15 protein-coding genes are annotated in these 22,571 nt (G+C 44.4%); 7 read left to right on the top strand and 8 right to left on the bottom strand.

All coding sequences use genetic code 11. The features are described 5' to 3' along the window. Positions 1-96 precede the first annotated feature (96 nt). Together L1271_RS15130 and L1271_RS15125 are read left to right on the top strand one after the other, a co-directional pair. Entirely contained in the window at positions 97-1,356 is a 1,260-nt protein-coding gene (locus tag L1271_RS15130; RefSeq protein WP_102058452.1) for a metallophosphoesterase, read from the top strand. Between the two features lie 139 nt (positions 1,357-1,495). Continuing rightward, positions 1,496-2,902: a hypothetical protein gene (locus tag L1271_RS15125; protein ID WP_235368190.1), complete on the top strand. Its 1,407-nt coding sequence runs from the start codon at positions 1,496-1,498 to the stop codon at positions 2,900-2,902. A 76-nt stretch (positions 2,903-2,978) separates the two neighbouring features. Here L1271_RS15125 and L1271_RS15120 read toward each other — a convergent pair whose 3' ends face one another. From L1271_RS15120 to L1271_RS15100, 5 genes are all read right to left on the bottom strand, one after another. Further along, positions 2,979-3,581 carry a hypothetical protein gene (locus L1271_RS15120; protein WP_130165878.1) on the bottom strand — a complete coding sequence of 201 codons (603 nt, stop codon included), beginning with the start codon at positions 3,579-3,581 and terminating at the stop codon, positions 2,979-2,981. 33 nt (positions 3,582-3,614) lie between these two features. Continuing rightward, entirely contained in the window at positions 3,615-4,556 is a 942-nt protein-coding gene (locus L1271_RS15115) for a hypothetical protein (RefSeq protein ID WP_235368189.1), read from the bottom strand. A 13-nt stretch (positions 4,557-4,569) separates the two neighbouring features. Further along, positions 4,570-8,478, bottom strand: a complete 3,909-nt coding sequence (locus L1271_RS15110; protein WP_235368188.1) for a hypothetical protein — start codon at positions 8,476-8,478, stop codon at positions 4,570-4,572. After that, positions 8,475-9,500: a DUF4150 domain-containing protein gene (locus L1271_RS15105; RefSeq protein ID WP_102058456.1), complete on the bottom strand. Its 1,026-nt coding sequence runs from the start codon at positions 9,498-9,500 to the stop codon at positions 8,475-8,477. The genes L1271_RS15110 and L1271_RS15105 overlap by 4 nt, the downstream gene beginning before the upstream one ends. A 233-nt stretch (positions 9,501-9,733) precedes the next feature. Beyond that, on the bottom strand, positions 9,734-9,949 hold the full coding sequence (locus L1271_RS15100; RefSeq protein WP_235368187.1) for a heavy-metal-associated domain-containing protein: 216 nt from the start codon (positions 9,947-9,949) through the stop codon (positions 9,734-9,736). 172 nt (positions 9,950-10,121) lie between these two features. On the opposite strand from L1271_RS15100, the gene L1271_RS15095 reads away from it, so the two are divergent. Both L1271_RS15095 and cueR read left to right on the top strand, forming a co-directional pair. After that, on the top strand, positions 10,122-12,500 hold the full coding sequence (locus L1271_RS15095) for a heavy metal translocating P-type ATPase (protein WP_235368186.1): 2,379 nt from the start codon (positions 10,122-10,124) through the stop codon (positions 12,498-12,500). A gap of 5 nt (positions 12,501-12,505) precedes the next feature. After that, the gene (gene cueR / locus L1271_RS15090; protein ID WP_010369762.1) at positions 12,506-12,916 is read left to right on the top strand and encodes a Cu(I)-responsive transcriptional regulator; all 411 of its coding nucleotides are present in this window, start codon (positions 12,506-12,508) and stop codon (positions 12,914-12,916) included. Positions 12,917-12,994: 78 nt separating this feature from the next. Here the strand turns inward: cueR and L1271_RS15085 are convergent, their stop codons facing one another. Genes L1271_RS15085 through L1271_RS15075 form a run of 3 tightly spaced genes read right to left on the bottom strand, consistent with a single transcriptional unit; the run spans position 12,995 to position 16,467 of the window. Beyond that, positions 12,995-14,290, bottom strand: coding sequence for a pyridoxal phosphate-dependent aminotransferase (locus L1271_RS15085; RefSeq protein ID WP_102058459.1), 1,296 nt, complete (start codon positions 14,288-14,290; stop codon positions 12,995-12,997). Between the two features lie 49 nt (positions 14,291-14,339). After that, complete coding sequence (locus tag L1271_RS15080; protein WP_235368185.1) at positions 14,340-15,548, bottom strand: cysteine desulfurase family protein; 1,209 nt, start codon at positions 15,546-15,548, stop codon at positions 14,340-14,342. A 58-nt stretch (positions 15,549-15,606) separates the two neighbouring features. Further along, on the bottom strand, positions 15,607-16,467 hold the full coding sequence (locus L1271_RS15075) for a hypothetical protein (protein WP_010369754.1): 861 nt from the start codon (positions 16,465-16,467) through the stop codon (positions 15,607-15,609). A gap of 625 nt (positions 16,468-17,092) precedes the next feature. On the opposite strand from L1271_RS15075, the gene L1271_RS15070 reads away from it, so the two are divergent. Genes L1271_RS15070 through L1271_RS15060 form a run of 3 tightly spaced genes read left to right on the top strand, consistent with a single transcriptional unit; the run spans position 17,093 to position 22,485 of the window. Next, positions 17,093-18,967 (top strand): flavin monoamine oxidase family protein, encoded by a 1,875-nt coding sequence (locus tag L1271_RS15070; protein WP_102058461.1) that lies wholly within the window; start codon positions 17,093-17,095, stop codon positions 18,965-18,967. Next, a complete protein-coding gene (locus tag L1271_RS15065) occupies positions 18,954-20,717 on the top strand; it encodes an alpha-keto acid decarboxylase family protein (protein ID WP_235368184.1) in 1,764 nt (587 codons plus the stop codon). Before L1271_RS15070 ends, L1271_RS15065 begins: the two co-directional genes overlap by 14 nt. Further along, positions 20,710-22,485: an FAD-dependent oxidoreductase gene (locus tag L1271_RS15060; RefSeq protein WP_235368183.1), complete on the top strand. Its 1,776-nt coding sequence runs from the start codon at positions 20,710-20,712 to the stop codon at positions 22,483-22,485. Before L1271_RS15065 ends, L1271_RS15060 begins: the two co-directional genes overlap by 8 nt. Positions 22,486-22,571: the final 86 nt, after the last annotated feature.

Raw genomic sequence — 22,571 nt, 5'->3', positions numbered from 1 at the left:
TATTAAAAGATATTAAAAGATATTAAAAGGACACCCACCTTATTTCCACCTTATTTATATGCAGGAGGATGCAGTGGTAACACTGTGTTGGTAACAATGAAAATAACATCAATAGCATTACTATTCGCGCTTAGTAGCACAGCGCAAGCCGCAGAAAATATTAACTTTCTGGCCTTTGGAGATGGTGGCTATCACCCAGATTATCCAAAAACAAAGCACATTAAATCGCCTAAAAATAAGGCCGAGTTTATTGCTGCTGAAAAGGCGGATTGGTTAGAAGAGCATCGCCCGCTCGAAGAGTTTAATCATGCGCCTATCTATGTTTATCCGGGAACCGAAACCGCAACGGAGGAAACCGGTGCGTTGGTGGTTGGGCAGGCAATGGCCTCTTTGTGTGAGAAAAAGCCATGCGACTTTGCTATTCAGCTTGGTGATAATATCTATCCTGATGGAGCGGCGGCTAACGATGGCAAGGACGACCAAAAGCGTATGGATGACTTGATTTTAGGGCCGCTAAAGCCGCTCCTTATTCAAAACCCAGAGTTGGTCGTGTACTCAGCATTAGGCAACCACGATTGGAAGACGTCTCGTCGCGGCGTGAAATTACAGACCGAGTGGATGGCTAAGCAAGCTAATTTTCACATGGATGGCAAAGGTTATTACAGCTACACCTTTGGTGAGACAGGCAACAATGTCGAGTTTTTTGTACTTGATACCAATATGTTGCTCTCTGGCCAGCATTATTACGAAATTCCACTAAAACCGGACGGTAGTGAACAGGGACTGGCGAGTGCACTGGCAAGCGGACAAGCTGAAGTAGAAGACATTGAGAAGCACGAGCAACCTGTAAATGGGGAAGATCACAGGCAATTGGCTTGGCTTGCAAATGGGCTTAAAAACTCAACCGCAAAATGGAAAATTGTATATGGACACCATGTACTTTGGTCTATTGGTGGCACCAAATATGACGAAGCTCATGTATTACGCCGCTTAATCTTACCCGAACTATGTGAGTATGCAGATGCATATATCGCAGGCCATGAGCATGATTTGGAACTGTTAACGGACGACTGCTCACGTGTACTCCCTGGAAACACAAAGCCTAATTTACCACTTATTATCAGCGGCGCCGCATCAAAAATGCGCGGCACGCATACACCGCTTGCTAACTATCAAGAAAAGCGTTACCCAGAGTACGAGCTAGTCTGGAATAAAGCTTTTACTTGGGGCTTTGCGCATATCGAATTAGACAACCAAAAAGACATGTTAAATGTGTCGTTTTACTCAACGCCAAACGATTTAAGCGGTCAGCTGGTGCCAGAGCAAAGCTTTAGCTTCGCTCACCGCAGTAAGTAACGGATCAGCAGGCGATAAACATGCGGTTTTAAGCATTTAAAAAGGGTGAAATACAGATTAAATGTAATGCTGTGTAATTGATAACTTCCGTTTTGATGAACTAGATTTAACAGGAGTTTTACATCTTAAGGAAAGCATCATGCTACCGTCATCAATTACACGCACTAAACTTCAACTACTTGGAATATCATTATTGCTTGCTACAAGTACATTGGCTGCGCCAAGTGCGCTTGCTTACTCGAATGATACTTCTTGTAAACCGAATAACGATTGGTTTGGCAGCCCTGTGCCAAATCCTCCTGAAGGTGCAAATAGTCCGTTTGCATTTAAAGATGGTAAAGATCTTTCGACAAACTGCGATTTTCATCAGTGGTCGTGGAATAAGTTTCTCTATTTAACGCAGCCTGACAAGCGTGCTCCTGGTGGCTTGTTGATGTTTGGTTCTGGGTTTTGGCAGGTTGATAATGCGCTAAAACCTTATTTTGCCCCTTGGAATGATTTATTAAATCCAACCGGACTTCGCCCCGCAAATGTGTTGATCCTTGAAGATATAAATCAAGCTGGATCAGATGGCGTTATTTACAGCAAGTTTGGTGGGACGCCCGTACATTATTCGATCCACGTTAACGATACTTATATGAAGTCAGCAACCTCCCACCCTAAAGCAGATAGCAAAGCTGAATTTGCTGTGGGGTCGGTTGAGTTAAAGGTTGCTTGGATGGATGTCAAAGCGCTGCAGCAAGTCTATCCAAAGCTTGATTTAGCTGAGCATTTTTATATTCGTAAAGCGGTTTACCAAAAAGACAATAAATATAGCGGTACGGGAGAAGTGGCGCTCGTTGGCATGCATGTTGTCGGTGTGGTTGAAAATCACCCAGAGTTTATTTGGGCGACGTTCGAGCATAAATTGAGTGCACCAGATTACTACAGCTCTGAGGGAAAGTTTAAGAAAAGCACGGCTTACTTACAGCAAGATAAAGTAGTGAGTAATAGTCACGATCTGCTATTTTATCGGGGCGGCACAGAAGTGCAAAATGCACATTTAACGTATCCAGCTTCTGAAACTACGACCAACACGTTTCGGTTATATCAATACGGCGTGCCAAACGGCAATCCATATATAGCGGGTAATAACCCTGAGCTGGTGGGGAGTCAGACACAACAAGCTCAAGATGAAACTAACTTCAATAATATTACTGAACTAAATAGCTTAGTGAATGTAAAACTGGAACAAAAGAATCCCGTTTGGAGTAACTACTTTTACTCCGGATCAATCTGGCTGAGCACGCAAGATTACGATTTTGCAAATGGCATTAGTGGCGATATTGTGGGTAAGGGAGCCAACGAGGCGTTACGCGGCTCATTGGCGGTTGCCAATATCACGATGGAAACTTATACCCAAACTTTCAGCGATGTCACTGGCACCGAGCCACAAATTAAACCAGCTAACTGCTTTAGCTGCCATGGTATTAGTGCAGGTAAATCAACGATGCAAGTAAGCCATATTTACAACAACTATTTAAAGTTAATGCAAAAGAGTCAGTAAATCAGGGTTCCTGAATGCGCACAGGCTCAAAATAATAAGCCACCGATTTTAGCGGTGGCTTACTACTTCAAGGAGTTTAATCAATTTGCTTTGTGGGTTGTTTTATCTTTTGCATTAGAAAGAACAAAAGTCCTATAAAAACGATATTGATGAAAGCCATGATAAGGGCTACTTGATCCTCTGAGTGCCCGCGAAAGTCAGACAGCAAATCAGCAAAGATAAATAGGCTATAAAACGTACCTGCTACATTTAAGCCCCATCCTACAAAACGGGATGTCTTTACAAGCTGAGTGTAATCGCTAAGCTTTGCCATAATAAAGTGATACCCATACATCACACCAACGGCTGCCATCATTAAGCCGACTGCTGCATTGTCGCCTCGTTTATTTAAATAATATGCATCGAAACATAAAGCACCAACTGCAAAGATGCCTATCAAAATAACAATGGCTTTAATCAAAAATTCAGCGACTGGGTTGGGCTCTCGCTTTGTTGAAACTTGAGATCTTGTCATCGTAACTTGCTGACCATTCCGTATTACTTGTTGCGGCTGTTGTTGATAAGCTTGACCATATTTGGGTTGTTGATTTTGCACACTCACATCACTGATTGCACGAGTGGGCGTTCCTTCATCTAGAATATGCTCAACGCATTTCTTAATTAACTTATTTATTGTCACAAAAACTCCTTGTCATAGAGATTAATTCGAGTATTACCAAAACTCTTTATCTAGTGGGCGGTTATTTTTTAGGTCATAAAAGGGGGCTTGTTTTACTAAATCTTCGCCTAATATTTGAATATGGTCTTGGTGGTCAAGATAGGGGCTTTCTATCGTTTCTTGCCAACCTTTATAAAACGAACTTGGTATGGGCTGAGTGGTATCCATAAAACGGTGGATTTCACTCCACAACTGCACGCTGCTGTCCATATCCTTTGGCTCCCAATCGGTTGAATAAAGTGTCTGGCGCTTAAGTGTTTTTGGGTATCGCTGTGGAGCCAAAAACGCGAGATTATGCCTCACACCTTTACCCGAGGAGACCTTTACAATATACAGTTCAACTTCATCAAGTGTTAACGAGAAGCTCCCTTCGTTATTGCCAATGGGAAAAGTGACAAGGCCAGTATTTCGAAAGAAGTCTACCCGTAGTATCTCAGATGTATGGTGTTTAATTCTGTGAACTCGATAAAAAACGAAGCTTGCAAACGCCACTAACCCAATCATAAGGTAAAGGATATGAGGCTCAGACTCTTTCAGATATACGGGGAGACAAACAAGCGCAAATATTGAGGCCATATAAGCAAAAACGATATTCGCAAGTTTCCCTGCTCGCGCAAAGTCAGCTCCGCCTAATGCGATACGTAGGTTCGATGAGAGCACGTTATTATCTTGCAAGACAAAGTCTGCTTTACTATTTACAGCCACTTTTTGCATGCCTTTACTAATGTTAAAGTCTCGTGGTATCGAGTCCTCTATTTTTAGTAGCGGTGTTTCTTCTATTGGCCGATCATGCACTACCTTATTTACAGGCACCGAAGGAGTTAACGTTTGCGTCTCCTTTTTACCCTCAGTTTCCATCACCTTTTCAACAATTGTTTTTACCAAAATAGCTATAAAAGCGAGAATTGATTGATTGGATTTTAACTTGTCTCTCATGGGTAGCCTTTAGTTAATTTAGGAGTCGCTGCAACACACCAGCAGGGCTCATGCCATAATCTTCGATTTCGACGTTAATGACTTGCTCAGCCCAAAGATCTGGCTTATCTATCTTTCCTTCTTCGTCTCTTTCTGACGCAGGTAACTTTAACTCTTGAGATGAACCTGAGTATATTGTTGCTCCTTTACCTCTAGGATATTTTCGACACCGCATTCTAATTTGAATTTTAGAATGATTGAATTTATCAAAATAGGGATAAAGAGCACTTTCTTCAAATTCAATAATTAAACCCGTTAAACTAGAATTAACAAAGATATTGGTATTTTGCCAAAAGTAATCCAACGCCGTTTGAGCTTGTCCTGTGGGTGCGACAGCAATTAATGAGCTCCAAGGTTTTCCAGCTAATAGTGGGCGAATGTCCAGCTGAATGTCTAAGTAACCAAGCTCTGATTCTGGAATATGACCTGGTATTTGCACATTAAACTTTGCAACTTGGAACTTGCCTTTGGAGGTTACCTTGTCATATATCCGAGAAGGTGTGTGTAATTGTACAACAGATACGTCGCTAACTATTTTTGGAGAGAATAACTGATCATAGAGGCTATGAAGTGCATATTCAGGGTTTGTCTTCCAGCAGTAATAGGGGTTATCACCAAACCAATCACGCTCGCCACCCCCATATGCGTCACTGCCCCACGGGCAAGCTTTAATCCAGGCTTCCAGCGGTTCATCGCGTAATAGATAATAAATACCATATCCAAGTAATACCAGAATGAGTCCTACATAGCCCAGTTTACTCATGGGGTTTAAAATAACGCCTCTGGTGATCGTGGCAAGTATGGTTGGCGCGGTTTCAACTGCTAGCGCGACAAAGCCTGCTGTTGCAATACTGAGGCCTGCAGCGCCACCAGAGTCACCGCGTTTAAACGCGTAATAGGCATCAAAGCCTGACAATCCGGCACTATATGCAGATGCTAAGAGGTTTAATCTAGCTGTCCATGTAATGATGTTTGCTTTTTTTGCAAACTCAGGACCAAACTTACGAACGGCGCTGAGATTTCCTTTCGCCATTTTGTACTGTTGAAATTTTTGATATTGGCGCAGGCTAGGTAACCCAACTTTCATCTCTGTGACCATTGAGAGAGTAGAGAAATGAATCGCTGCTAGATCAGCAATACTACCCATGAAGTCAACGAGTTTTCTATCTCCGCTCATATCCCAATTCAAAAAGGCTTGTCGAAAGTTAGCGACTTCAAAGATATATACAATACCGAGTATACCCGCCATTCCTCCCTTTAATGACTGCCCAGATACAGACTCGGTCACAGCCGCATTTTGCCATTTTTGTAAGTTTGCGAGCCTATCAGATAACTTTTTAAGTGTTGCATGTTGATTATCTAACTCTGTTGCATATTGTTTTGCCTCTTCTACAGCCGTATCATATATTGCTTGGGCTGTTGATTCTGCTGACTTGGCAGAGACATCAGCACCAGTAATTTTTATCAAATATGCAATGGATTTGTTTTTGCTTTCAATCGTTGTGATGGTTTCCGCTTGATTGAGAGACTGGGTTAGAAACTCAAGTCGTTTGTTTAAATTTAGTACGTCTTCTAACGATAGTTTGAGCTTAGAGCCTCTATATCCAACGTCTATTTTGCGTTTATTACTGCCGCGAATAATTTGGTTGAGTTCTTTAATTTGCTTTTCTGCAGCCAATTTTCGAGACTGAGGATCAAGTGGCATATACCCTTCAGGAAAGTTTCCGTTGAGGTAATCTTGCACTCTCATTTCCACTTCAACTAAATACCCAGGTGCTGAGATATCGACCAAGCGCATCAAAGGTTGCAGCACATCTGCTTTTGCATCAATGAGTTTTGCAAACGGATATTTCTTCCAAGCATTGTTTACCTTCACAAAAGAGTTGACCTGTTTTCTAGAACGACTGACGGCAACTTTTGCTTTAGCAAATTTAGCCTCTAACTCTCGTAGACGCGCACGTTCCAGTTCTAATTGTTGATCAAGCTGCGCTCTGCTCATTCCATGTTCTTGCTCTGTTAAGTTTTCAAGCACACTCTTCTTATACTCATATTCAGCACGCTTTTCTTGTAACTCTTTAAATGCTTTTGCTTTTTCTCTTTCAGCGTTGATAAGGGCTTGTTCTGACTGCGCTATCTCATGTTGTGTTGCATCCATTGCCTCTCGAGTTTGGGCCTTTTGTTCCCCAAGCGTACCCGGATGTGTAGAGAGGTTATAAGCGGCCTCTGGAATTTCGAATAAACTGCCTGCTAAACCCATAATCACTTGGGAGAGGCGGCGCCCCATTTGCTCACTCTCTTCTTGTGGCAAAACGGCTTCTTGATCATGGATCTTTTGTATTTTGGCGCTAGTTAAAGGCAATGCAAAGCGATCATATTCCGCCTTTTCGTAGTCGTGTAGTTTGTCGCCTGTGGGCTTTGGAAACAAAAATTGAGTGATTTGCTTAGCTGGTTTTGTCGGGTGTTGACCCAGACATTGCAGGATAAAATCTTGCCCCTGATAGCCTGAACTTAACTCATGCCAAAACTCTTTGTCTGTATTAAGGTGTGCAAGCGGTGCGGCTGGGTGAGGCTTTAACGCGAGAAATACATCGGTGACTAAGTCGTATGCTTCAAAGAACCTCAGATCTGATTGGTAGGCATAGTCTTTAAAGCACTCAGTAAAACCTGCACTAAGAGATTCTTGATTTAAGAACTCGACTAGCTCGTCAGAGATTTCTGCAATGCGACGAGCAAGTTTTTGGAAGGCCTTTTCTTCCAAAAACTTAAAGAACTTATCTTCCTCTAAATGAGAAGTGCGCCAGTCCTTTAATTTATTGGCAAAGTCGACCGCATCTTCATCAGATTCTACAAGAGTCTCTCCACTGCCTTGAATTTCAATGTCTTTATCTAAAATCGAATCGGCTTGATGGTAAAAAACCTGCACCATAAAGCTGGCGAGTTCATACTTAGCTTGTTGTTGCAGATCAATTTCACCGGTTGCACTATCTAACCCTGATAATTTGTTGAGTAAATGCTGAATATCCGTGGTGAGATCTTGAATTTGTGAGATGAAATATCGAGCCACATGGATCCCGTCAAAAATCGGCACTTGGGCGATTTTATCGCGCTCTGGAAGGTGCAGCTTTTGATGAAGTGTCGGGGTGTTAACTACTTTGCCTTGGTCGTTATAGCCTGTGGCAAATTGCCCTAAGTTATCCAGCTTCGTCATGCGCTGTGCTCTGAGCGCTGTTGCATCTCCTGGGGCGGGGCAATGTCTTTCTTCGTCAGCGAGTGGTGTGCCGGTATTTAAGCGTGGATCCTGCTCATTAAAACCGCCAAACAACAAGATTTGTTCCCACGACCACTGCACTTCGGACCACGCGATTTCTACGCTTACTTCGTTACCATTTAGTTTATGCGGAACGAGAATACTGCTGGTTGGCTTACAGGTTGCTGCACGCGTGCCTTGCGGTCGAGTGTTTGGCTTATTGGCCGACTTTTTCCAACTTAAAAAGCCTTTTTGCCAATACAAATTTACATCTGAGAATAGCGCCGGAGCGTCAAAGTCTTCAGGTTCGATAACTTGTAGTTCACGCCATAAATAGCCATCGACATAAATATAGATAAATCCGCTGGTTACCGGAGAGGCCGATTGTAGTTGTTGTTCTGGCGTGTCGTATAAAAATGGATAAATGTGAACCAGCTCAATGTCGGCATCGCTGCTTTGTTGATCTACCGTGTTTGAAGTGTAAAGGGGGACCTTATAATAGCCTTCTTTTGTGCCATCAACCGAGGTGTCTTTGAGCATCAAAGAGACCACTTCTTTGTCGCTTGCATAACCCTCAAAAACAAGTTCTCTAAAATTACCGTTAGCATTGGTTTTGGTTGGTAAAGTGTGGCTCATCCTATCTTCACCTCTTCATCGCTTGGTTTACTACTGCCCGACACTTTTATATTGATCTTATTCGTACCGTCTTGGCTTAGTGGTTCTGCGCCAATTACTACATCAAGGCCTGCAGGAGTGGCACCACCGGGTTGGTTTAATGGTGCGGGGGGCGTATTTTTATTATTAGATACCATTAAATCTCCCTGTCTAACCGCCGGTTTTCCCTCGATGTAAACATCAAAGCTGCCTTGCAGAAACTCTGCTTTTTTACCCAATGTTCGACTAGCGATACCTTTTTTATTACCGGGCTGGTCTCCCGTACTTTTTGAAAAGTTAGACTTGATATTGGCTGCACCGTTACCTTGAATTTTTACTGAGCTGGCAACGCTTGCGGCGTCTGATGAGCGGGCGATGTTGCTATAAGGAATAGGCACAACCACTTTGCCTATCTTAGTCAAACATACGTCTACTGTGCTTAACACACCGCCGCTGCCACTATGCACAGCGGTTCTACCGTTAATGAGAACATTGGTATTTGAAACGATAGCTGCTTGTCTGGCTTCGGCTTCAAAATCTCTGGCAACATCACTCTCAGTTCCTACTTGCCAACCCAGTTTAAGGGTTACCAAGTCTAAGAATGCTTGTGGATCGCTAATAGGCAGATTGACATCCATTCCCGTTATTGGCTCAATATGGGGTAGAACAGCCGTTTGGTTTTGTTCATCCCATTGTGGTGGGTCGATGATGTAGTCAGGAATAAACGCATTGACCATTTGGCCTAAGGTAAAATCGCCGTATTTGGCTCTTTCGATTTCTTCTAAAAAGGCTTGCTCTCCCGCAGCACGGTCGGGAAATATCGCAATACGGTAGGCTTGTCCCAGCGCTTGATTTCGCTTTGCACTAATATTCAATGGCAGTAAGGCTGGATTGTTGTGTCGCCAAGAAGCTGAACCTGAGGTTCGTAATTTGGCAGTTTGCGCGTCGACATTGTATTGCACGCTCTGGGCTTCGCTGCCTGCACCGGCGCCGATAAAGCTCATTGTGTTGTCCTTAAATTATTCCTTTAGTCGCAGTTGTATTGATTTCACCTAATACAAATGGCGTAATTTTTCCGCATTGTCTGCGCTTTGTCAAAGTGTGAATTATTGTGAGCGTTTATTAACGTGAGCTGTATAAAACAGGTGCGAGTGGCAATGAAGGTGGAAGTGAGTGGATAAACCACCTTACTAATGCAAAGTGGTTTGGGTCGACTTGGATTGATAAGTTCTGGGAGTTAGGCAAAGCTTTCGTTGATGAGTTCTGCGTTATAGCCTGCATTACGAATAATAGCGATAACCTCGTCTTCTCCTTTAGTGCTTGAAATTTCAACGATTTTATCGTCTAGGCGGACATTCATTTGCGCTTGGCTATCAGCCGCTTGCATTGCTTCTGTGATTGCTTTTACACAGTGACCACAGACCATTTTTTCTACTCTTAGTCTTAACATCATTATTTCCTTTGTGGATTAAAGTGCTTGCACTGTGAAGCTTCCCTTGATGGTAAGGTCAACTACTATTTAACAATAAGCTTCTGTTAGATGAATGAACAATTTTATTTGACCTTACCATGAGGGTAAGGGTTAGTGTCCAACAATGAGAATTAACGCGTTTGCGGAGATAGAAATGGACAAGGTAATAAAATTTAATGTATCGGGCATGACATGCGCCTCGTGCGTTGGCCGAGTTGAGAAAGCCTTAGAGAAAGTGTCTGGCGTTGTCAGCGCCAGTGTTAACTTAGCCTTGGAAGCGGTGTCTGTTGAAGGCAGTGCGGAAGTATCGGCGTTGGTGAGTGCGGTTAAAGATGCTGGCTACAAGGTCAATACCAGTGAAGTGCAATATCAAGTTAAAGGCATGACTTGCGCGTCTTGTGTGAGCCGAGTGGAAAAGGCAGCGCAAGCATTACCGCAGGTAATTAAAGCCGAGGTCAATTTAGCGACTGAAAAGCTAACCTTAACTTTAGTGGCAGAATTACCGTTCGCTGAAATAGAAGCCAAGCTTAACGACGCCGGTTACACTGTGGTACAGCCACAAGCTGACTCGGATGAGTTAAGCGAACAAGTGGCCGCAACTCCCTTTTATCGCGCTGATTGGTTCCCAGCAGTGGCGTCACTGACGCTCACCTTACCTATGGTGCTACCCATGTTTGCCATGTTGTTTAACCAAAACTGGATGCTCCCGGCGTGGATGCAATGGGCACTGGCAACACCTGTTCAGTTTTATTTTGGTGCGCGTTTTTATCGTGCCGGGTGGGGAGCAATAAAAGCGGGGACGGGGAATATGGATTTGCTGGTGGCCATCGGTACCAGTGCAGCGTATGGCCTATCGCTGTATTTGTGGTGGACATTCAGCGGTGAGCATGGCGCTCCACATTTATACTTCGAAAGCAGCAGTGCCGTGTTGAGTTTGGTGCTGTTAGGTAAGTATCTTGAACACCGAGCCAAGCGGCGTACAACCAGCGCCCTTAAAGCGCTTGAAAGCTTAAGGCCAACATCGGCTATGGTCTGGCGTGATAACAGTTGGCAAGAAGTCCCAGCTGCGGCAGTAAAAAGCGGCGAACGACTACTGATCAAACCTGGTGAGCGTATACCGGTTGACGGCGTTGTAGTTGAAGGTCACTCACAGGTAGATGAAGCGCTTATCAGCGGTGAAAGCGTACCTGTTTATAAAGCACAAACAGATAAAGTTACTGGTGGTTCGGTGAATCTTGATGGCGTGCTTGAAGTGGATGCAACCAGTGTTGGCGCGGAATCGACACTAGCCAAAATTATTCGTTTGGTAGAGCAAGCACAAGGCGCGAAAGCACCAGTGCAAGCGTTGGTGGATAAAGTGAGTGCGGTATTTGTACCAGCGGTATTGGTGATTGCGCTCATTACATTTTTTGCATGGGGGCTCAGCACAGGAGATTGGCCAACGGGTATTCTGAATGCGGTGGCTGTTCTTGTTATTGCTTGCCCGTGTGCGCTTGGTTTAGCAACACCTGCCGCGATTATGGCAGGTACTGGCACTGCCGCGCGTTATGGGATCTTAGTAAAGGATGCAGGTGCATTGGAGCAAGCAACTGCCATCGATATGGTAATTTTTGATAAAACGGGCACGCTTACGGTGGGCAAACCAGAGCTTAGCAATATGCACACTTTTACGTATCATCAAGACGATGTGTTACAGCTGGCGGCATCGTTACAGCAATACAGCGAACACCCGCTTGCCAAGGCGGTGGTAAACAAAGCACAAGAAAAGCAATTGTCATTACTCCCTGTAAGCGACTTTAAAGTGGTAGCGGGTAGAGGCGTTAAAGCACAATACCAAGATAAAACAGTCTATTTGGGGAGCGGTTTTTGGATGCAAGAGTTAGGCTTAACTTTGCCTGCGCTACCAGAAGAAATACCCGGTGCTTCCTTATCTTGGTTAGTAAGCCAAAATAGTGAACTGAGCTGCGAGTTTTTGGCGCTATTTTACTTTACTGACGAGCTTAAAGCTCATGCCTTTACAGCGGTCAAACAGCTTAAGCAGCAAGGGATCAAAGTTGCAATGTTGACCGGAGACAGCCAAAGTAGTGCACAGTACAATGCTAAATTGCTAGAACTGGACGATTATAAAGCGCAAGTACTGCCAGAGCACAAAGCTGAGTATATTGCTAATGCCCAACAGCAAGGTTACTGTGTGGCAATGGTCGGCGATGGGATCAATGACGCCCCAGCGCTGGCACAGGCTGATCTTGGTATCGCAATGGCTACCGGTACGGAAGTGGCGGTAAGCGCGTCGGCAATGACGCTGATGCGTGGCGAGCCAAGCTTAGTGGCATCTGCTTTAGCGATGGCAAAATTAACCTATCGCAAAATCAAGCAAAATCTATTTTGGGCATTTATCTTTAATGTCATTGGCATTCCATTGGCAGCACTGGGTTACCTTAACCCTATTTTTGCAGGTGCGGCGATGGCGGCCAGTAGTTTACTAGTCATTAGCAATGCGTTGTTATTGCAACGTTGGCAACCAAAGGAGTAAACGTCATGGAAAAACTGATCACAATCGGCGAAGCCGCGCAGCGTACTGGGCTCTCGGCAAAGATGATCCGCCATTATGAAGCAAGCGGGTTACTAAAGTGCAGCAAACGAAGTGAAGCGGGTTACCGGCTGTACGACTCGCAACAATTACAATTGCTAGGTGTGATAAAGCAAGCACGAAAATTGGGGTTTCCTATTGCGCAGATCCAATCTTTACTCGATTTATTACAAAACCCAGACCGTACTAGCCGTGAAGTCAAATCGATAGCGCAGCATCATTTGAATGAGATTGAGCATAAAATCAATGAACTTCAGCAAATGCGCGAGACCTTGAAACAGCTGTCGGACAACTGTAGTGGTGACGAAAATGCAAACTGTCCAATTTTAGATGGGCTTTGCCAAAATAGCCTAAAGTAGCCGAAGGTTAGAATAGCCAAACGTTAAAAAGCCAGTCTTTAATGATGAAGACTGGCTTTTTTGTTGTGTAGAATAGCGCTAAGCTTCGAGTAATAGTTTTGACTCGGTTAGTGCGAGCAGTGCAGTTTGTAACCTTGGCAGCGCCGCTTCAATTTCACTCGGTGAAATCGTACAAACGGCAGCGCGATACCAAAGCTGTGACGCTTTAGAACGACAGCCGAAACTGGCAAATGGCACCAGTGCTAATCCTGCGCTATCAATTAAATACCGACTGACTTGATCTGCATTTTCGAGTACGTTTCCATCGGGGGTTTCCATATTGATGGCGTCGATCTTCAAGGTCATATAAATGCCGGCATTTGGTATAAATGAATCGATTGCTATGCCTGCGCCTTTCATATCCTGAACACCCTGATGCAGTACCGCCATTGAGGTTAGTATTTTTTCTTTAAAGCCGGCTAAATAGCTTTGTAGATAGGCTTCATTTTGAAATAACACCGCGGTGGCAAGTTGCTCTGCCGTTGGAGCCATTGCACCTATATGTTCTTGGATCACCTGCATTTTTGCTATCACTTCGTGTGGGCCTGTCGCCCACCCAACTCGAATGCCTGTTGCGGCAAAAGCTTTGGTGCCAGCATCAACCACAATTAAGTAAGGCTTGATATCTGGGCAAAGCGACGCCGGATGATAATGCTCAACCTCTTGCATTGTCAGCATCCAGTACACTTGGTCGTAGATAACGTAGAGTGGTTTGGCGTTTATCGCTCTGCGGCGCGCGTTTTCTGCCACAACCATGTCGCAGATTTCACTGAGCTGTTGCTTTGAAAACATGGAGCCATTAGGGTTTTGTGGTGAGCATAAGGTGATAAGGCGCGCATCAGATATATGCGCTTGAAGCTGTTCCGCTGTAGGTAAAAACTGATTTGCTTCGCTGGTTTCAATTGGCACGTGCTTGCCACCACACATGGTGGTGTAAAACATGTTATTCCAAGAAGGCACAGGGTAGATCACCTTGTCTTCTGCGCTCACTGTGGCGAGCATCGCAGAATACAGCAAAGGTCTTGCACCGCCAGAGATCAGCATCTCCGTATCTGGGTTGTAGCTGACGTTAAAGCGCTTTTTAGTTTGTTTTGCTACCTCATCGCGAAGTGATAACACCCCCTCAAGCGGGGGATAATCGTTATGCTTGTTCTCGTAGGCTTGCTGGATCTGTGCGGTAAGGTAGTCGGGCATCGGAAATTGTTGCGTGTCAAAATCTCCAATGATCAAATCACAAATTTCTTTCCCCTTTGCAAGCTGCTCCTGCACGTAAAACTCAAGGTGAATAATGTCCGAGTAATCAAGTGCATTGGCTAAATTTGATAGGTTTTCCATTGTTATATTTTTCTCCTTAAGTATTTGTTCTGGAATAATTTAGTACTATTTAAACGAGTAAAGTTAGCGCTGCGACTTCTCTAACTTTGTTGAGTGCGAAGTCAATTTCGGCTTCTGTAGTATGCCTGCCTAGGCTAAAGCGGATGGTTGCCTGTGCCAGTTCATCCGATAGCCCAAGAGCGGTTAATACGTGGCTTGGCGATAGGTTGCTTGACGAACAAGCTGAGCCGGTACTGACTGAAATGCTTTTCTTTAATAGGCTCAGCATTTTTTTACCGTCGGTGTCATGGAAAGAGACGTTACAAACATGGGGGAGTCTTTCTTCGCTCATGCCATTGACTTGCACCTGTTGTAGCTCCAATAAACCATCTTCTAGCTTGTCTCTTAGCTGCTCAACTTTGTCAATTGCGCCATTGCTCAGTTCTCGCTGGGCAAGTTCTACAGCCTTGGCAAAACCAACAATGCCAGGCACATTTAACGTGCCACCGCGTAGTCCTTGCTCGCTTCCACCACCGGTGATCTGCGGTCTAATATCAACCACTCTATTGCCATGCTGATGTCTTAAATACAGGCCGCCAACCCCTTTAGGGCCATAAATTTTGTGTGCCGAGCAAGTTAAAATATCAATAGGGCAAGTGGTCAGATTAATATCGACCTTGCCTAGCGCTTGTGTGGCGTCAGACATAAATAGAATGCCATGTTGCTTTGCAATAAAGGCAATGTCGTCGATTGGATTAATGGTGCCGATTTCGTTATTTGCGTACATCACGGTGATTAAAATCGTTTCAGGCGTGATTGCGGCCTTCATTGCGTCAATATCAAAGCTGCCATCTGGTAGCGGCTCAAGATAAGAAACGCGAGCGCCTTCCTGTTCTAGATCTCTATGTGTTGCAAGCGTTGCTGGGTGCTCAATCGACGAAGTAATAATGTGCTTGCCTTTGTGATTACAAGCACGAAACACGCCGCGGATCCCTAAGTTGTTGCTTTCAGTCGCGCCAGAAGTAAAGATAAAATTTTCAGGTTGTGCACCAAGGGCATCTGCAATTTTTTCACGCGCTTGTTCGACCGCTTTATGGGCGTTCCAGCCATGTAAACCATACATGCTCGCAGCATTACCAAAGTCGTTACAAAAGTAAGGTAGCATGGCTTGTAACACAGCTTCGTCGCACGGTGTTGTGGCGTTATGGTCTAAATAGATAGGAAAGCGTAGCGACGCTTCCGTGGTGGACTTACTCTCTAGTGCTGTAATGAGTGACATAAAAAATCTCCGTATAAAATTGGGGCAACAGTCAAATTGAAGCGGATAAATGCGTGCGTTACGCTTCGCAAGCTTCGGCTAGGGTGCTGGTTTGGGTGTTAATGGAATAATCTTCCATATCAAAGTCAGACAAGAAGATATTGGAGATCTTAACGATATTGTCGCCAAGGCTTTCGTCTTGTAGGAAAAGTCCTAATGCTACTTCAGTACCGTTCACGACTTTGTGAAAGTCATCCATTTCAGAGAAGTCCATAATGTGGAATACCCCTGCTTGAGGGTTCATTTTCAGCGCTTTTTGGTATGTGTCTTTATAGTGCTGCGCCATGATAAGCGGGCATTTTGCAGTCCATATATCCTTATCTTTTGATTCAGCTAAAACGATGTCTACTCCCTTACTGTTTTCGAATAGAATTTTAGTTACACCGTTGCTCGTTGCGAGTGACAATTGTGGGAAACTTGCTAAATCTTGCGAGATGATTTTACGTAAAGATTGGATCCCACGGTTTTTACAATTGCGCTCACCCTGAAGTACTAAGCGGTCGCGTTTTACAATGCTGTAATCACTTAATACGGCTTCTAGCTCGTCAGGTAATGGCGCAAGCCCTTGGCTGTCGGTGGTCATTGCTGGGGATGCAGAAATATCACAAGACTCACTACCGCACTGTAAGCCCAGATCGTCTATCAACACGCCAAGCACCACTTTAAGTTTTTTCTTGTGCTCTAGAATCGCGTTGTTAGCAACATTTAACACCTTTACCATTGAATCTATTGAGAATTCGGTAGCGGAATAACGCGGATCAAAATGCCCACCTTCTAGATAAAAGGCGGAGACAGTCGGGTAGTGTTCAGCGACATCCATACGGATCATCTCTAGGAGTTTTTGCTCTACTTTTCCAACCATTTTTTCTTTTAATTTCATTTCGTTAGTCTCTATCTGTAGTTGTGTTAAAGGTGTTTAATACCTTTGAGTAACGGCCTAATTAGTTTGTTTACCGACAAGCATGTGCCAAAGCGGTAACGCACGAAGTAATTAATTTCCATGCCCTACTAACAAAGTGAGGTTAATAAAAAGTCAACTTCACCTTAAGGATGAATCTGCTAAGTTAAATAACTGTAAAGATTGCCACGGTGGTAAGGTCAATGTTTGTTTGCGTAAAAATTGAGTTTTTTAGAAGTTTTTTTGTGAAACTTTCATTTCAATTGTTTTAATCGAGTCAGCGCTAATTGGTGAAAAAGAAAACCAAAATCATGCTAAGTGACTTGTTTAATTAATAAACATCTTTTAGGCGGAATAAGAAGTAAGTAGGACTATGCGGATTTCTTCACCGAGTTGAGTCATTGCCGTTTGCACGGCATTTGCGTTAATCAAAATAAATGCGATTAGCTAAGCTAAAACATTGGGTTACATATCTATATTGATTTAGTGAAAAGTGGTTTTTGTAGTTGCTGTAATGTCTCTGTAATCTGTTGTAACTCGGTGTAATAGATAAAATCACTACCCTTAAATATGCTTTTAAAGTAATAGCTTAAAGGAGCATATTAAAATGAATAAAGAACTAGATATTGCCATTGTGGGCGGCGGTGTATCAGGTGTCTATAGTGCATGGCGTCTGCAACAAGAGCTTGGTGATACACATCGCATAGGCTTATTTGAATATAGCGATCGTATCGGTGGTCGTTTGTACAGTCGCACGCTTCCGGGGTTACCCAACGTTGTGGCTGAGCTTGGTGGAATGCGCTTTATTCCTGAGGATCATGTGATGGTGAGTACGCTGGTGGATGAGCTAAAACTCCAAACCAAAGACTTCCCAATGGGCTCAAAGCTGCCGTTATACCCTTCAAATGCAGAAAGCTCCCCTGAAGCAGGTAGTGAAAACAACCTCTTTTACCTGCGAGGGCAATATTTTAGATATCGTGATTTCGCCGAGTGTCCAGATAAAATCCCATACCAGCTTGAAGAAACAGAGCGAGGCTATGGACCGGAAGATCTTCAAGTTAAAGTCATGAACCTCATCTGCCCGGGATTTGCCGACATGTCTCTTGCAGAGCAGATGAAAGTCAAAGTGTTTGGCAAGGAAATTTGGCGCTTTGGCTTTTGGAACTTGCTTGAGCATGTGTTGAGTAACGAAGCATACCTTTTTATGAAAGAAGCGGGGGGCTACGATGCTAATGTGGCGAATGCCAGTGCGGTTACTCAGTTGCCTGCCACTGAATATAGCGATGATACGGTATTTAAGACCCTAAAAGATGGTTTTCAGGCGTTACCGCTGAAGTTATGTGAAGAGTTTGCAGCGGCACCGGGCTGCCTTGACCGCTGTAAGCGCGTTAATATGTTGCATCGACTTGCAAAAATTGAGCTGCATGATTGTGGCGAGTATCGTTATGAACTCACTTTTCAACCTACACAATTGAATAGCAGTGGGAAAGTGGTTGATAAAGATGCTCCAGCGTACAGCGTTAAAGTGAAGCGGCTTATTTTGGCTATGCCAAGGCGCTCGCTTGAGCTGATTGAATCGCCGTTCTTTGATGACCCTTGGTTGAAAGAAAACATTCCGTCTGTACTTATCCAAAAAGCGATTAAGATGTTTATGGCATACGAGCAACCTTGGTGGCGCAGTTTAGGCCTTGTTGCTGGTCGCTCTGTCACTGACTTACCAATCCGTCAAACTTATTACATGGGCACGGAATGCGATCAAAAAGAATGCCTTGAATACGAGACCAATGAAAAAGGCGAACAGGTATGTAAAGTAGAGCACTCCTATGGTGAGCCCAATACCAACTCGCTGCTAATGGCTTCTTACAATGATATTGGCACTATTCCTTACTGGAAAGGTTTAGAAAAGGGTGAGCATTACCAAGGCTATATGCCAGCCTATGGTGCACAAGGTTATACCGAAAATGAGATAGTACCTAAAAACCAGTATCAAATTACCACCGGGATGGTTGAAGCGGCACATCGCCAAATTCAAGCGTTACATAATCAAAAAGCGCTCCCAATGCCATATTCTGCAATCTACCAAGAGTGGGGGGATGACCCCTATGGCGGTGGCTGGCATGAGTGGAAAGCCAATTATCGTCTCGATGAGATCATGTGCAGAATGCGGCACCCGGTTGCGAGTGAAGAAATCTATATTGTTGGCGAAGCATACTCCTATGAACAAGGCTGGGTAGAAGGAGCATTAAATACGGCTGAATCAACATTGGCTGAGTTCTTTGCTTTACCAACACCGAAGTGGTTATCCAAAGACAAAGCCCAGTATGAACAGTGGCTTGAGTCACACCACAATTACTTACCAGTAGATTGCCGTAAAGGTGGCTGCTCGTGTCAGCATTCAGCGCAACAGCCAAATGCCAGTTCGGACACGCTGGACGAAGTCACTGAATTCGCTTATCGAGGTATTAATCATGAGTACCGCTAATTTTACGGTTGCCGACCATTTACTGTGGCGGTTAAAGCAGTTGGGCCTAGATAAGGTATTTCAAGTGCCTGGTGACTATGTGCAAGAGTTTATGACCGCACTGGACAACTTTCCAGGTATTGACGCTGTAGGCGATGTAACCGAACTAGGGGCAGGCTACGCGGCGGATGGATATGCAAGATACCGAGGTATTGGCGCGGTGTCTGTGCAATACGGCGTTGGCACGTTCAGCGTATTAAACGCCGTCGCCGGCGCTTATGTCGAGCGTAATCCTGTTGTCGTTATATCGGCAAGCCCATCGGCTGAAAACCGTGTAGATATTGAAGAAACAGGCGTGTTATTTCATCACTCTACCGGTGACTATAGCGCTGATAAAAAGGTGTTTGAAAGCGTCACAGTCGCCAGTGAAATTCTTTCGGATCCTGCTTCTGCTCCTGAGATTATTGATAATGCGTTACGCCTTGCCATGAGTGAAAAGCGGCCTATTTATCTAGAAGCATGGCAAAACGTGTGGGGTGCAGCTTGTGATAAACCAGATGGCCATTTAGTGATCCCAAAACCTGCATCTAATCCTGCGATGATGGCAAGTTTACTCGATAAAGTAATCAACCGGCTCAAAGAGGCTGAGAAGCCATTGGTATTATTAGGCATTGAGATCACGCGGCTTGGCATACAAAGGGAAGTCGAGAGCTTGCTCTGTACTCTCAATATTCCGTATACCACGACCACGCTAGCCAAATCAGTATTAAGTGAGGCGCAAGGGCTTGGGAAGGAGTTGTTTGTTGGCACCTACGCGGGTGAAGCATCATGGCCTGAAACGTTTGACTTTGTTAGCAAACGAGATTGCATTTTAGCGTTGGGAGCGATATTCACCGATGACTACCTGACCATGTTAAAAACGCAAGGTAACGAATTGATCCGCGTGAATATGGGCGAAGCAAGAATTGGTAACTGCGAGCGTTTTAGTGGTATCGATTTAGCACAGTTTATTGATGATTTAACGGTGTATGTTGAGCATTACCCGATGCAGCATCGTGCGCTTTGCTCGTTGCCGGAAAATCCCTATTTGAAAAGTCCCGTACAAGATTGCGATACCATCAGCTACGAAAAATTCTTTTGCACATACCAAAAGCAGTTAGCCCAATGCCAAAAGGTGCGTGACTTCAACCTTATTTTAGGTGAAAGCTCTTCGCTTTATATGGCGGCTCGTTTAACTGGTATTGAAGAAAGTCGCTTTATTAGTGACGCGGCTTGGGGGTCGTTAGGTCATGAAACCGGTTGTTCACTCGGCACAGCCTTGGCTGACAATCGACGTAGTGTTGTGGTTGCCGGCGACGGTGGGTTTATGATGATGTGCCAAACACTGTCTACCATTAGCCATAACAAACTCAATACTGCAGTGTTTGTTATGAGTAACCAAGTGTATGCAATTGAGCAGTCGTTCGTTGATATCTGTGCGTTTACTCCTGCGGGCGCATTTGCACCATTTGATGATCTGCATCGTTGGGACTATAAATCATTAGCGAATGCGTATTCTGTTGAATATTTGCATGTAGAGACCGTCGCAGATCTAAATGGGGTTTTTGCTGCGCTTCATGAAAACTCATGTAAGCCGTACCTCATTAAAGTCAATATTGATAAAAAAGATCTCGCACCGGCGATACAAGATCTCGCCGAAGCCATTACGGGTAACAAAGTGGACGACTGTCCATGTGGAAATAGCACAGCGCAAGGAAACAACAATGCCTAAACAATCCAATAAACCAATCCCTGAATATCAGTTAGAAGAAGCACAAAAGCGTATCGACCGCTATTGGCGCGCGACACAAGGATTTATACTCGCGTTAGAAAGCAAGCATGGCTTTTCTGCAAAGCAGTTGCTTACTTTATTGCCAACGGGGGATACTTCGATGGAGCGCTTTAGAGAATATCAAGCTAAAGCGCTTATCTTTAACACACGATTTCAGTTTTCGCCCTCGGTAATTGTGATGTGTAATAACACTGATGATGTAATGCGCGCCTATCAAGAGGCGATAGCGTTTAACTTACCCATTCGGGTGCGCTCTGGCGGCCATGATCACGAAGGGGAGTGTAGTGGCACAGATGTGGTGCTACTGGATTTAAGCGGTTTAAAAGACTTCTCCATTGAGAAAGAAGGCGATGATTATATTGCCCATATTGGTTCGGGCTATCGCTTTTATCAATTAGTCCCAAAGCTTGCGGAATCTGGTTACAAGGATATTCCACCGTTAACCATTCCACATGGCACTTGCGCCACGGTTGGGTTAGCTGGGTATATTCAAGGCGGTGGTTGGGGCCCGTGGACGCGAGCAAAAGGGATGTGCTGTGAGTCACTCGTTGGTGCGACTGTTATTTTGCAAGATGGTTCGAGAGTTGAGGTATCTGAAACTGAAAATGAAGATCTCTTATGGGCACTACGCGGAGGCGGGGCGTTAAGTTATGGAATAGTGACAGAGTTTAGAGTCAAAGCTTTTGAGCTACCTGACGAAATCCACCGCTTTGAAATTAACTGGAATAATGAGGCGGTTGGCTCTACAGACTTAGCAACTTGGCAGCTGCTCAGCCAGTGGGAAGATGCGATTAACGATACGGGAAAGGATACCGAGAACTTAGTTGGTACTAACCTAAAAATCAACGCGATCCCAGATGTTAGCGAGTGTGAAAAGTCATCTGGCTACGAAAAAACGTTAAAGCACCCAAGCACCATGTATGGTTATTGGCAAGGCTCCGAAAAGGCGCTACTTCAGTTTGCTAAGCAGTATTTTCCCACAGCTAAAGTGCAGGTGACGGGCACGGACACCAAGCAGAATTATAGCGAAGCATTGATGTCTGACTGGTCGCGAAACTCTTTGGCTAATCTCAAAAAACTGGGGTTAAAAGGGACGCTTGCCGCAAGCCTTGATGGCGAACCATTTACACCAGACTTCGACGCCCCAGCGCCACACAAGATCACCTCGAAGCTAGTGCGTGAGTCTGGTCTTACCGAACAAGGCAAGTTGGCGCTATTGCGTTCACTCACATCGCCTTTACTGTTTGCACAAAATGCCCCACTTGGACTATTTAGTTATGTCACTCTAGGTGCCATTGCAGGTAAGTTTTATGCTAATGATACTTGTGATGATGCTAAGGAACGTGTTGCCTTTCCTTATACTACTGCGCAGTATACCATTCAATACCAAACTTGGTGGAATACCGAGTTAAAATACGACGGCAGTTACGACAGCAAACGCCTTGGTCAAGCAAATCCAGTATACCGTTATGTAAACCGTGCACTTGATTGGATTGAAGTTAGCCGCGACACCACCATAGAAGGGGCATACGGCGCGTTTATCAGCTTTAAAGACGCATCCATCCCGACGCAAACCTACTTCCAAGAGAATTATGAAAAACTCATTGAAATCAAAGAGGAGTATTCGGGTTTCACAGTTAAATTAGACTGTGGTAAAGAGGTTTACGTCAACTTTAATCGCCTAAGAACCCGTAAGACAATTATTTAACAGTGTTAAATGTGAAGAGCAAAAAGCCAGTATCGGCTTTTTGCTTGGTTTCACCTTGAGGTAGGAGCTGTTTTACACAGCGACTT

Source organism: Pseudoalteromonas sp. OF5H-5 (assembly GCF_021530695.1).
Lineage (GTDB): Bacteria > Pseudomonadota > Gammaproteobacteria > Enterobacterales > Alteromonadaceae > Pseudoalteromonas.
The sequence above is the reverse complement of the archived record's forward strand: the minus strand, read 5'-3'. Positions and strand labels throughout refer to the sequence as shown.